This window comes from Achromobacter deleyi, assembly GCF_902859705.1.
GTDB lineage: Bacteria > Pseudomonadota > Gammaproteobacteria > Burkholderiales > Burkholderiaceae_B > Achromobacter > Achromobacter deleyi.
The window spans coordinates 14,925-28,020 of record NZ_CADIJO010000012.1; the positions used below are offsets into that span (position 1 = coordinate 14,925).

Below are 13,096 nucleotides of genomic sequence, written 5' to 3' on the forward strand. Positions count from 1 at the left end.
CACTACGACCATTATGCGATTCGACAAACTGACTACCAAGTTTCAGCAAGCCTTGGCCGACGCCCAGAGTCTGGCCGCCCGCAACGACCACCCCTATATCGAGCCCGTCCACGTGCTGTCGGCGCTTCTGTCCGACCCCGACAGCGGCGCGGGCAGCCTGCTGGCGCGAGCCGGCGTGGCCGTCAACCGGCTGCAACCGGCGCTGGACAGCGCTTTCAAGTCGTTGCCGCAAGTGCAGGGCGAAGACAACGTCCAGGTGGGCCGCGACCTGCAAGGCGTGCTGACCCGCACCGACAAGGAAGCCGCGCGCCGCGGCGACACCTACATCGCCAGCGAACTGTTCCTGTTGGCCCTGGCCGACGACAAGGGCGAAGCGGGCCGCATCCTGCGTGAAGCCGGCCTGCAGAAAAAGGCCCTGGAAGCCGCCATCGACGCCGTGCGCGGCGGCGAGAACGTGTCCGGCGCCGAAGGCGAATCCAACCGCGAAGCCCTGTCCAAGTACACGATGGACCTGACCGAGCGCGCCCGCCAGGGCAAGCTCGACCCGGTCATCGGCCGCGACGATGAAATCCGCCGCACCATCCAGATCCTGCAACGCCGTACCAAGAACAACCCGGTCCTGATCGGCGAACCCGGCGTGGGCAAGACCGCCATCGTCGAAGGCCTGGCGCAGCGCATCGTCAACGACGAAGTGCCCGAGACCCTGCGCGGCAAGCGCGTGCTGTCGCTCGACCTGGCCGCGCTGCTGGCCGGCGCCAAGTTCCGCGGCGAATTCGAAGAACGCCTGAAGGCCGTGCTCAAAGAGCTGTCGCTGGACGACGGCAGCAACATCGTCTTCATCGACGAGCTGCACACCATGGTCGGCGCCGGCAAGGCCGAAGGCGCGATGGACGCGGGCAACATGCTCAAGCCTGCGCTGGCGCGCGGCGAGCTGCACTGCATCGGCGCCACCACGCTGGACGAATACCGCAAGTACATCGAGAAAGACGCCGCGCTGGAACGCCGCTTCCAGAAGGTGCTGGTCGACGAACCCGATGTCGAGTCCACCATCGCCATCCTGCGCGGCCTGCAAGAGCGCTACGAGATCCACCACGGCGTCGAGATCACCGACCCGGCCATCGTCGCCGCGGCCGAACTCTCGCACCGCTACATCACCGACCGCTTCCTGCCCGACAAGGCCATCGACCTGATCGATGAAGCCGGCGCGCGCATCCGCATGGAAATCGATTCCAAGCCGGAAGTGATGGACAAGCTCGATCGCCGCATCATCCAGCTCAAGATCGAGCGCGAAGCCGTCAAGAAGGAAACCGACGACGCGTCCAAGCGCCGCCTGGGCGTCATCGAAGAAGAACTGGAAAAGCTGCAACGCGAATACAACGACTTCGAGGAAATCTGGAAGGCCGAAAAGGCCGCCGTGCAAGGCACCCAGGCCATCAAGGAAGAAATCGACAGCGTGCGCGCCGAAATGGCCGAACTGCAGCGCAAGGGCCAGTTCGACAAGCTGGCCGAACTGCAATACGGCAAGCTGCCCGACCTGGAAGCGCGCCTGAAGGCCGCTGAAGTGGGCGCGGCCCAGGCCGCCGAAGAAGCCGAAGGCGGCGAAGGCCGGCCGCGGCTCTTGCGCACCCGTGTCGGCGCCGAGGAAATCGCCGAGGTCGTGTCGCGCGCCACCGGCATTCCGGTGTCCAAGATGATGCAGGGCGAACGCGAAAAGCTGCTGCACATGGAAGACTACCTGCACAAGCGCGTGGTCGGCCAGGACGAGGCCGTGCGCCTGGTGTCCGACGCCATCCGGCGTTCGCGCGCCGGCCTGGCGGACCCGTCGCGGCCCTATGGTTCGTTCCTGTTCCTGGGCCCCACCGGCGTGGGCAAGACCGAGCTGACGCGGGCGCTGGCCGAGTTCCTGTTCGACTCCGAAGAGCACATGATCCGCATCGACATGAGCGAGTTCATGGAAAAGCACTCGGTGGCGCGGCTGATCGGTGCGCCCCCGGGATACGTGGGCTACGAAGAAGGCGGCTACCTGACCGAAGCCGTGCGTCGCAAGCCGTACAGCGTGGTGCTGCTCGATGAAGTCGAAAAGGCCCATCCGGACGTCTTCAACGTGCTGCTGCAAGTGCTGGACGACGGTCGCCTGACCGACGGCCAGGGCCGCACGGTGGACTTCCGCAACACGGTGATCGTGATGACGTCCAATTTGGGCTCGCATCACATCCAGAGCCTGGCCGGCAAGCCGTACGACGTGGTCAAGGAAGTGGTCTGGGACGAGCTCAAGCAGACGCTGCGGCCCGAATTCCTGAACCGCATCGACGAAGTCGTGGTGTTCCATGGCCTGGAAGCGCAGCACATCGAGTCCATCGCCCGCATCCAGCTGCGCCGCCTGGCCGAGCGCCTGGAAAAGCAGGAGATGCGCCTGGAGGTGACCGAACCGGCGCTGGCGGAACTGGCGCGCGGCGGGTTCGACCCGGTGTTCGGGGCACGGCCGCTCAAGCGCGCCATCCAGCAGCAGATCGAGAACCCGGTCGCCCGGTTGATCCTGGAAGGCCAGTTCGGCCCGCGCGACGTCGTGCCGGTGGATTGGCGCGACGGCAAGTTCGTGTTCACGCGAACGCTGCAGTAAGCGGCCTGGGCCGCCTGCTCGGGTCGTGGCCATGCGTGTGATCAACACACGCATGGCCACGCGTCGTTCAGTTACACGCCGATCGGCCCGCCATCGACTCGTTGAATGACCACCGTCGACGACCGCGGGCGCACGGCCGTCGTGGTCGAGACCGTGGCATCGTCCGTGCCATAGGCAGGCCAGTTCCCCGGATGCTGCACATTCAGGAAGATGCTGGTGTAGTCCGGTGTGAACGCGAAGCCCGTGATTTCGGCCTCGTTGGGGCCGACGAAGAAGCGGCGCAGGCTGGCCTGATTGGACGCGTTGATGGCCGGACCCGTCCCGCTGCTGTCGGCCAGCGCGCCAGGAATCACGGCCAGCATCTGGTCGTTGGTGGCGCGTGCGACGTTGTTGTTGCGGCCGCCATCGATGCCATTGTCGGTCTGGATCCACAGGATGCCGCGGGAGTCAAAGCTCAGGCCGTCGGGGCTGGCCAGCTGGTTCTGCTCGGTTAGGCCCGAGCGGTTGGTGTCGGCGTCGGCGCCGGCCTCCGAGCCGAAGACAAAGATGTCCCATTTGAACTTCGTCGAGCCGGCCTCGTCGTGCCAGCGGACGATATGGCCGTTGCGGTTGTTCAGGCGCGGGTTGGGTCCGTTCGTGCCAGAGTCTGCGTCGCGGCCGCTGTTGTTCGTCAGCGTCACGTAGATGTCGCCGTTGGCGGGATGCGTGGCCGTCCACTCGGGGCGGTCCATCGGGGTGGCGCCCACGAAGTCGGCTGCGCCGCGCGTATTGATCAGGATGGTGTCCAGGCTGCCGAATTCATCGGCCAGCGTGCGGCCGCCGTCACCGGTAGCCGTGCCGGTCAGCGCCAGCCATTCCCCCGTGCCGTCGTCGTTGAAGCGGGCAACGTACAGCGTGCCCTTGTCCAGATACTTGGCGCCAACCGCCAGGCGGTCGGTGCGCTCGGCGTCCTTCGGGTCCCACACGGCGTCGGAAACGAAGCGGTAGATGTATTCGAAGCGCGAGTCGTCGCCGCTGTAGAAAGCCAGGGGCTTGCCGGCCTCGGGCTTGCTGTAGGTGCAGCCTTCGTGGGCGAAGCGGCCCATCGAGGTGCGCTTGGTGGCGATGCTGGACGGGTCGTAGGGGTCGATCTCGACCAGGTAGCCGAATCCGTTGACCTCATTGCGCCAGTCCTGCGTGGCGTCGGTGCCGGTTGCCGTGACGTTGAATCGCGCGAATTCACCCTGCACTTCCGACGGGTCGCCGGCGGCGGTTTCCCAACGGTAGCGTCCGGTGGAAGAGGGTACGCCCACGCGGCGCTGGTGCGCCGGGCGCGTACCCTTGTTCACGAAGCACGCCGCCCAGTTCTCTTCGGCGGTGATGTAGGTGCCCCACGGCGTGTAACCGTTGCCGCAATTGTTGTTGGTGCCGCGCACTTGCGTGCCATTGGGCGAGAACGGGGTCTTGACCCAGTCGGTGCCGCCAATGGGGCCGGCCAGCTTCATGGCGGTGGCCGACGTGAAGCGGCGGTTGTAGCGCGAGTTGTGGACGATGGTCCATCGGCCGTTTTCACGGCGCACGTGCACGATGGCCACGCCGTGAGCATTGATTTCCTTGCGCACTTCCTCAGCAGGGCGCTTGCCGGCGATGCGGGTCGGACCGTTGGGGTGCAGGGCTTGCACATCGACGTACTCGTGGTTGACGGCCAGCAGGCCTTCCGTGGAACTGCCTTCGATCGGAAAGTAGTGCATGCCGTCGTGATGCATGCCCATGGCGTTGAGCAGGTCATTGGACGAGTTGTTGCCATTCTGGTCCCACGGCTGCGCGTTGTCGTTCAGCGGCGTACCCCAAGGCGCAAATACGTGGGCGACGTAGCCGCTGGGGACCACGCAGCCGTCGGTCATCGAGTTGGGCAGGGATTCAAAGCCCAGCTTCAGCGCGGCGGGCGGGGCGGCCGGCTGGGTCGGCGTGTCCGGCGTGTCGGGCGTGCCTGGCGCTTGGCCAGTTTCCGCGTCATCGTCGTCGCTGCTGTTGCAACCGGCCAGCCCCAGGCTGGTCATCGTCGCGAACGCTGCCGCCAGGCCGCCGCGCATCACCGTACGGCGCGACATGCTTCGTGCAAGGATTTCGCTGAAAGGGGTGTTCTTGCCGGGATTGCGAACGGTCTTGTCAGAAATGGATTTGCTCATTGGAGGCCTGGCATATGAAGGTTGCCGTGGTGGGATCGGCAATGCCAGGCATGCCGAGTGAAAGGGGGATGCAACTAGCTGAATGATTGGCAGGGAAGTCAGAACCTGACGCGCAGGCCGACTGTGCCGCCGACTTCGTAGCTGTCCGCGAAGTTCTTCAGGCTGGTGTCGGCCGCGACTTCGGCATAGACGGTGTATTTGTCATTCGCCCAGCTGTAGGCGCCGCCCAGGCCAATTGCGCCGGCCAGCGTTTCTGCGCGGCTGCTCAATTCCGTCCCGGAAACGTCGACCCGCGTGCCGTCGAGGAATTCGTTCGTCAGATTCACGATGCCGTAGACCTTGGCGCGGCTCGCCTTGCCGTTGGCGTCCTTGCCGCTACGCTCATGTTCCAGTGCCAGGCCGAGGCGTCCCTTCAGGCTGTCGCCCTGGTCAAGCGAGACGCGCGCCCCGTAGGGGTCGGTGAAACTGTCGAAGTCGATGGACGACCAGGTCAATTGCGCCTGTGGCGTGAGCGTCCAGTACTCGCTGAGCGTGATGCGTTTGCCCCCTTCGAGACTGAGCGCATGGCCCGATCCGTCATTGCCCTTGGCAAGGCTGCGGCCCAGGGTGCGGGAATGCAGGTCGCTTTCGTATTGGGTGACCTGGCCCTGCGCGTCGAGATAGAAGCCGTTGGCGCCGTACCAGGTCAGCGTTCCACCCAAGCCATACCCCGATGTGTCGATGCGGCCATTGCCGACGGTCGAGGAAATGTCGGTCTTGACCTGGCCGTAGTGAACGGTGACGCCGCCGATCAGCTTGCCTGCGTCGCTGCTGTGCAGTTGGCCGTCAACGCCCGCCTGGAGTTTCCACAGGTTGTAGTCATAATCCGCGCGGCTCGTCGTGTCGCCGGGCTGTTGGCGGCCATGCAGGCCTTCGATCCGGGCCCAGACGTTATTGCCCCGGATCATGGCCGCTGTGCCGTCCTGATCGTCGGCAGTCAGCCCTTGACTGGGCGCGCATGCGGAACCGCCGGCCACGTCCTGGCATGCGGTCTGGACCTGATCACGCCAGTAGCGGCCACCCGTGCGCTGCGACAGGGTCGGCAGGCGATTGAGGATCAGCAACGCCGCCGGGTAGGCTTCATAGGCCGGCACGCCCGGCTGATAACGTGAGCGCAAATACCAGTCGTTGCTGGCCTGGCTGTCGCCATAGGCATCCGGGCCGCTCGAGACCGGGCTGCGGTTCAGCGTATAGGCATAGGCGCCGTCGACTTTGGCGTTCTGGCCGTCTTGGGTGACATAGTCGCCATTGCCCAGGAAGAACGCATCCGCGTTCGTCATGCCGCCGTTGATGGCATCGACAACCTTGATGCCGTCGGTGGTGGGCGCGCCCTTGCCGGCGATGTTGTGGATGACCAGTCCGGTCCGGCCGGTGGCCGCACCGCCGTCAATCACGATTCGATCCGACGGCGAGCCATCCGCACCCAGTACCGTGTTGAGCGCGACGGAACCCTGGTTGCCCACGTAATTTCGGGTCGTCAACGTCTTGAATCCCCCTGCACCGGGCGGCGCAAAGGTGATCGTGCCGGCGTTGGCAACGGTGTCGGAGACGGTCGATCCCTCCGTCATGGTCCAGACGCTGCCTGCGTCCAGCGACAGGTTCGTCGCGTTGTCGGCCGCGCCGGTCAACGTGCTGCCCACAAGGCTGACATTGGCGGTACTGCCTGCGGCGGCAAAGACAAGACCCTGTAGGCCCGTATTGATGGCCTTCAAGTTGACGGCCCCCGGGTTGCCGAACGCGTCATCGAGCACGTTGAGGACCAGGCCGCTTCCATTGCTCGTCGTCATCGCATTCAGCGTGACATCGAGGTTGCCGCCATCCGATCGCACCAGATCGCCCAGCTCGCTTTTCAGCGTGCCATTCGCGATCGAAACGGTGCTGACTCGATTGCCGCTATGAAAACTGCTATAGATGCCTGCTGCAAAGGTACCTTGTGTGGTGATATCACCACGCGAAATATCGATTGTGCTGCCGTCCAGCGCGAAGACGCCGTGACTAAACATGCCTGCCGTTTTGATGGCCAACGAGCCATTCGAGGTAACCGTACTCCGGTATGCAAGCAGTCCTGTTGCGGTATCGCCGCGGGTTGCAATATCAACCGCACCGTCAAGGGTCGTGGTGCTGGCGTGGGCGCCGATGCCAACAGCGTAGAAGTTTCCCGAAGTCCTGATGGTCAACGAGCCGCTCGAGGTAATCGTACCGTCGTAAGAAGGCAGGCCAGCTGCGCTGTCGCCAGTGGTTGTTATCGTGCCGCCGACAAGATTTATCGTCCCCTTCCCGGAAGCATATGTCCCATGAGCCTGCGTGCCAGTCGTGGTGATCGTCACCGGACCCAGGGCCTGTATGGTTCCGCGATGGGAGGTTGCAAGGGCGGAACCCGCGGTTTCGCCTGCGGCTTTCGTGGCGATGACCGTATCGGCGGGAACCTGAAGGGTCACGCCGTTGGCGATGATCTGCTGAGCGGCGGCGGGGATGCCGGCTGCGCCAATCGCCAGTGCGCTGGCGGTAAGTAGAAATTGCGAATGCTTGGTCTTGCCCATGTTTTCGGCCTGTTCGATACGGTCGTGATTTGTCCTGAACATGTGGTGGGCTTGCGTTGGGCTTCGCGGCATTTCCCCGCGAAATCAAAGTAGCCTGCGACACGTCAGGGACCGCCGCTGTGAGTGGATATCTGCAATCTTGGAAGATGGCCAGATTAGCGAGGGCCGCCTGCGGCGCAAATGAGACGATTCTGAAATCCGGCGGCTGATTTTTAAGAATCCTCTCGTTCCCGCGTGCCGTGGATATCCCTATTCTGCGTAGCTGTCGCCGGCGGATGGCCGTGCAGATGCGCAGTGCCTGTCGCGGTAACTTCCTTCCTGCGATGGCGGCACGGTGTCCAGGGAGTTAACGCAAGAGCATGAAGCCCTTTAGCCTATTGATTGTTGATGATCACGCCTGGCAGCTGGAATACCTGAGCCGTCTGTTTCAACGTGGCGGCGAGTTCCGGGTGGAGACTGCGTCGCGGGGCGAAGACGCCCTGGAGCTCATGAAGAGCGTCAAGTTCGACCTGATCCTGCTCGACCTGATGATGCCGGAATTCGACGGGATTCAATTCATCCGGCAACTGGCGCAGCAGCCCGTCAAGCCTGGCCTGGCCATCATGAGTGCGTCCTCCAGCCGGTTGCTCAACAGCGCCAGCCGGATGGCAGAACTGCTGGGCATACGCGTGGTGGGTCATCTTGAGAAGCCCGTCCGTCTTGCCGACGTGAAATCGCTGGCATCCGAGATGGAAGCTGCATGGAGGTCGAAATACCAACACCGCGATTTCCCGTTGGCATTGGAAAGGGATACCCTTCAGGCGGCCCTGGAAGGTGGCAAGGTCCAGACGTGGTTTCAGCCCAAGGTCAGCCTTGGCACCGGCGCGGTTGTGGGTGCGGAAGCGCTCGCCCGATGGATCACGGACGATGGCCTGATATTGCTGCCCAACCAGTTCTTGCCAGCCCTCTCGTTGTTTCAGCTCGACGAGACGTTGCTTCAGTGCGTGATCAAGCAGACCATCACGGCGCAACGCAAGTGGGACGAGCGTGGGGTCCGGGTACCCGTTTCCATCAATCTTCCGCCCCACCTGTTCGATGATGAGTCGCTTCCTGACAAGATACTCAATTGGACATTGGCCGAGGGCGGCCAGCCGGCCACGATCAGTTTCGAACTGACGGAAGAAAGCACCGCGCGGTCGCAGAGCAATTTCTTCGCCGGGGCATGCCGCCTCAGAATGATGGGCTTCGGCCTTGCCCAGGACGATTTCAGCCAAGGCTACAGCTCGCTCTACAACCTGATATCCGCGCCTTTTTCCGAATTGAAGATAGATCGGGCGCTGGTCGTCGGCTGCCTGGATGACGATGGCGCGCAGGCCGCCGTGGAAAGCGCCGTGGCGCTTGGCCAACGGCTGGGCATCATGGTCGTCGCGGAGGGCGTTCAGCAGCGTGAACAGGTCGAGTATCTGCGTTTGATCGGATGTGACGCCGCGCAGGGCTTCTACTTTTCGGGCGCCTTGAGCGCCGACTTGTTCGCGGGATTTTCCAGCCGCTGAGCCCCGGTGAGCCCGCCCGCCCGGGGCCGGTGCCGCCGGGTAGCGCCAAAGCCACAGGCCTGCCGAGCGCTGAAAAAGATAGCGCACATTCGAGCCGGAAACGACCTATTGCCGTTAAAGTCGATTGTCATGGAACCCGAGTCAGCTTCTGTTCGCAAACTTGCGAGGATGTCTCATCGCCTTCAATTGATCCTGGCGATCATGATCGCTCTGGTTCTGTTTTCGCTTGCCGTCACCATTTTCTCCGCCTCCCGCGTCATTGCGCAGGAATACGCCCGGGCCCAATACCATTTCAACGAGGTCATCGGCAATCTGAGAAGCCACGGCGCCTTTCTCGAGCTTCTCGATGGCAAGGCAGGCAAACTGAAGCCCTTGGCCAACAAGCAGGCCCGCGAAATACTCGTCAGGTCCGATCCGGGCGACGGCACCGCAAGGTATGAGATCAAGGACGTCCTGTCGTCCACCGCGTTCATCCTCGCGACCCGAAGCGAGCTGGGCGAACCCCGCGGCAAGGGCATTCTCGCGCTGGGGGTGGCGCTCGATGAAATGTACGACAACTACTGGGCCAATTCCGAGTTTCCCGGTGACCAGGCGCTTGTTCTGTCGCTGCACCATACCGACGCCATTTCGAAACCTTGTCTGCCCCTGGTACGGGCAGAGGGCCAGGATGAACACGCTTGTACGGTCAGCCTGGCGCGCATCCGCAAGGCGATCATCGAGGCCCCTGCAGAACAGGCGTCGCAGGCTGTCCATTGGTTGAGCCTGTATGGCGAAGGCAACCACCGCGAGACCGTGAGTTTCATGGCGTACCGCCGAATTTCCGTCGACCCTGCCTTCGGACTGACCACCGAGGGACAGCCCGACGACTATGTCGCCGCCAGTTTTGTCGACTCGCATCGCCTGACCAACGTCGGGGGTGTCCTGGACCGGGCGCTGGTCGAAGGATTCGAGCTCTTTTCGCCCGATGGCACGCCGCTGATGCCGCTGATGCCGCAGATCGCCAGCGAGCGCGGGGCGATAGCGTCCGGCGTGAGCTATGTCTTGCCCGGCATCATTTTCCAGGTCAGCAACGCAGACGGATGGCGGGCGAACTACTTTACGCCGTACAAGAACATTCTCTATATCGCGCAGTTTCATCTCATTGCCGCTTTCATACTGATCCTGATCGGGGCGGCGACGTTCGTGGTCTTGTTCAGGCATCATTCCCGCATGGTCGTGCTGCCGGCTCAGAGAAGCCATGAACGCATGGTGGAGAGCGAGAGCTTCAGCCGCGCGGTCGTCGATTCGGCCCAGGTCGGGGTATGCGTCATCGCGGACAATGGCGAGGTCCTGAACGCCAACGCGCTGGCCCGCACCTGGCTGGGCGGCACGGTGACCTCCGAATTGTTGACACCGGGCCGCACAGCGCAAGCCCCCGGCGGCCAGCCGGTCGGGCCGCGGGTCGAGCAATTGAATGTGGCCGGCAGAAACCTCCAGATCCAGCGCACCAAGACGCGCTATGAAGGCCGCGACGCCACACTCTATGTACTGAACGACATTACGCAGTTCATTGACGTGGCCAATGTCTTGAATCAGGCCAAGACGGCGGCCGAAAGCGCCAATGTCGCCAAGACGGTGTTTCTTTCCACGATGAGCCACGAGATCAGGACGCCGTTGTATGGCGTCCTGGGGACGCTGGAACTGCTGTCGCACAGCAGCCTGGATCCCGAGCAGCGCCAGTGCGTTCAGACCATTGAGAAATCGTCCGCCAGTCTGCTTCACATCATCAGCGATGTCCTGGATGTCGCGAAAATCGAGGCTGGACAACTCACGTTGGATGTCGCGACGTTCGACCCGGTGCAGTTGACCGAAGATGTGCTGCAGTCCTATGCCGCGCTCGCTCACGCCAAAGACTTGCAAATCTACGCGCTGATCGATCCGGCGGCGCCGCGCGCCGTGCAGGGGGACGCGTTGCGCATCAGGCAGGTACTTTCCAATCTGGTCAGCAATGCGCTCAAGTTCACCGAGCAAGGCCGGGTCACGCTTGCGCTGCAGGCGCTTGACGCCCCGGTGCCGGCATCGTCCGCGCGTCTGCGCTGGCGCGTGGTGGACACCGGCGTCGGCATTTCGGAAGAACATCTGGACAGCCTGTTCGAACCCTTTTTCCAGGTGCCGTCAAACCGGGTGGAACTCGTGCATGGCACGGGTATCGGTCTTTCCATCTGCAAGAGCATTGTCACGATGATGGGCGGGCACATCGCGGTCAAGAGCCAGCTTGGCGGCGGAACGACCATGACGCTGGAGCTCGACCTTCCGCTGGGCAGCAAAGCCCGGGCCGGGCCAGGGAGTCCGGCGCTCAAGCCGGAGACGATCCTGGTCCGCGCGCCATTGCGTGAGTTGGCGAGCAATATCTGCCTCTGGGTGGAGCACTGGGGCGCACGGGCTGTGCAGCCGGTACCTGGGCGTTTGCCCGACAACATTGCCATCGTCGTGGATGTCTTTCCTGACTACCTGCCCCAGATGGATTGGGAGGGTCCGCGTATCGTCTGCCTGGGCGACGGCCCTTCATCACCCCAGGCGTCCCGCAACGGACTCATCGTGAACCTCACGCCGATTCAGAACTTGGGATGGGCCCTTCATCAACTGCAGTTCGGTGAGCCCGCGCCGCACGAGAATCTACCGCCGCCCCCGCCCGGCGCGACGCCGCGCGCGCCAGGCGACGCGACCCCGGACCCGCGCATCGTCGAAGAAGACTTGAATCGCCTGTCGCTGCGGATCCTGGTCGCCGAAGACAACGCCACCAATCAGGCGCTGATCCAGAAGCAACTGAAGGCGCTGGGATGCAAGGCAACGATCGTCAACGACGGCGCCGAGGCATTGAGCCGGTGGGGCAGGGAGACGTTCGACATACTGATCACGGACATCAACATGCCTGTCATGGATGGCCTGGCCCTGGCGGCCAGGTTGCGCGCCGCGGGAGAGGTACGCCCCATCATCGGCATTACGGCCACCCCTTTGCACGCGGGGCAGGAGCGCGAAGACAGTGCGATCAGCACCTGGCTGACCAAGCCCTTCACGATCGCCCAATTGCGCGATTGCCTGGTGGCCGCCTGTGCCAAAGTGAAACCGCCTCTTGAAAGCCGATGGTTCGGATCCAGAGCCACGACGCCCGAGGAAGATTCGATCTTCGACGACCTGCAGGCGATCTTTGTCCAGACGACGCGTGAAGACCTGGAGGGGGCGAAAAGGGCCTTGTTGCAGAAAGATGCGCGTGGGTTGCGTGCGATGATGCACCGGCTGTGCGGCAGTCTGGGAGTGGCCCATTTCGCCGACGTCGCCCGCGATTGCTGGGTGCTGGAAGAGCAGCTCAACGAGTCGACCATCACGATGCCGATAGAAATTGCGGTCAGAAGCACCCTCGCGGAGATAGAAAAAATACTGGACCAGATCCAGCAACCTTCGGCTGCGGGTGATGCCGAAAGGCCAGACGCTGCAGTGTCGGAACCTGTTCAAAGGCGGCAGCAATGAGACGTCTCAAACTCCTGATCGCCGACGATCATCCCGTCGTCCTGTTTGGGCTGAAGCAGATTCTGTCGAGCCGCACAGAGTACGAATTGGTTGGGCAGGCTCATCAGGCGGGCGAACTGCTGCGCCTGATCGCCCAGCACTCGCCCGATGTGTTGATCACCGACTACGACATGCCCGGTGATGCCGTCCATGGCGACGGCCTGCGTCTCATCAGCTACCTGCGGCGACAGTTCCCCGACCTCAAGATCATCATTCTGACCGTGGTGCAGTCTCAGGTCATCATCGCCAAGCTGTGGTCGCTGGGCGTATTGGCGGTGTTGTCCAAAATGGATGACATGTCCGAGATACTGGCAGCCTTGCGCGCGGTCCAGGACAACAGACGTTACAGTGGGCCCGCTTTCGAAGCGTCACGCCCGGCGCGTGCGAAGGGGCCTTCCGCGGCGGACAGGATCGACTCGCTGACCATGAAAGAGCTGGAGATTCTCAGGCACCTGATGTCAGGCAGCACCGTGACGGTGGTCGCGGCGACGTTGCAGCGTAGCGTAAAGACCGTCAGCGCCCAGAAAATGTCCGCGATGCGCAAGCTTGACGTGTCTTCCGATCATGAACTCGTCATGTTCTGCCTGCAGCACAAGATCTTCTCGGCCTCCTGAAGCGCCGCTCCGATGGCAGCGCCCGCCGGCGGCACGC

At 63.2% G+C, this 13,096-nt stretch carries 6 protein-coding genes; 4 read left to right on the forward strand and 2 right to left on the reverse strand.

All coding sequences use genetic code 11. The features are described 5' to 3' along the window. The first annotated feature begins 13 nt into the window (after window positions 1-13). Window positions 14-2,620, forward strand: a complete 2,607-nt coding sequence (clpB, locus tag HV798_RS17770; protein ID WP_175191854.1) for an ATP-dependent chaperone ClpB — start codon at window positions 14-16, stop codon at window positions 2,618-2,620. 71 nt (window positions 2,621-2,691) lie between these two features. On the opposite strand, the gene HV798_RS17775 is transcribed toward clpB, so the two are convergent. Together HV798_RS17775 and HV798_RS17780 are read right to left on the reverse strand one after the other, a co-directional pair. Next, complete coding sequence (locus tag HV798_RS17775; protein WP_175191855.1) at window positions 2,692-4,788, reverse strand: PhoX family protein; 2,097 nt, start codon at window positions 4,786-4,788, stop codon at window positions 2,692-2,694. Window positions 4,789-4,886: 98 nt separating this feature from the next. Further along, window positions 4,887-7,367 (reverse strand): autotransporter family protein, encoded by a 2,481-nt coding sequence (locus HV798_RS17780; RefSeq protein WP_175191856.1) that lies wholly within the window; start codon window positions 7,365-7,367, stop codon window positions 4,887-4,889. A 359-nt stretch (window positions 7,368-7,726) separates the two neighbouring features. Here HV798_RS17780 and HV798_RS17785 point away from each other — a divergent pair, with 359 nt between their 5' ends. The 3 genes from HV798_RS17785 (at window position 7,727) to HV798_RS17795 (ending at window position 13,059) form a co-directional block, all read left to right on the forward strand. Further along, window positions 7,727-8,899, forward strand: a complete 1,173-nt coding sequence (locus HV798_RS17785) for an EAL domain-containing response regulator (RefSeq protein WP_175191857.1) — start codon at window positions 7,727-7,729, stop codon at window positions 8,897-8,899. A gap of 201 nt (window positions 8,900-9,100) precedes the next feature. Beyond that, window positions 9,101-12,406, forward strand: coding sequence for a hybrid sensor histidine kinase/response regulator (locus HV798_RS17790; protein ID WP_175191858.1), 3,306 nt, complete (start codon window positions 9,101-9,103; stop codon window positions 12,404-12,406). Then, a complete protein-coding gene (locus tag HV798_RS17795; RefSeq protein ID WP_175191859.1) occupies window positions 12,403-13,059 on the forward strand; it encodes a response regulator in 657 nt (218 codons plus the stop codon). Before HV798_RS17790 ends, HV798_RS17795 begins: the two co-directional genes overlap by 4 nt. Window positions 13,060-13,096 lie beyond the last annotated feature (37 nt).

Bases quoted from the DNA above. Each gene is read 5' to 3' on its own strand.
- clpB (WP_175191854.1), top strand. From the start codon at position 14: ATGCGATTCGACAAACTGACTACCAAGTTTCAGCAAGCCTTGGCCGAC.
- HV798_RS17775 (WP_175191855.1), bottom strand. From the start codon at position 4,788: ATGAGCAAATCCATTTCTGACAAGACCGTTCGCAATCCCGGCAAGAAC.
- HV798_RS17780 (WP_175191856.1), bottom strand. From the start codon at position 7,367: ATGGGCAAGACCAAGCATTCGCAATTTCTACTTACCGCCAGCGCACTG.
- HV798_RS17785 (WP_175191857.1), top strand. From the start codon at position 7,727: ATGAAGCCCTTTAGCCTATTGATTGTTGATGATCACGCCTGGCAGCTG.
- HV798_RS17790 (WP_175191858.1), top strand. From the start codon at position 9,101: ATGATCGCTCTGGTTCTGTTTTCGCTTGCCGTCACCATTTTCTCCGCC.
- HV798_RS17795 (WP_175191859.1), top strand. From the start codon at position 12,403: ATGAGACGTCTCAAACTCCTGATCGCCGACGATCATCCCGTCGTCCTG.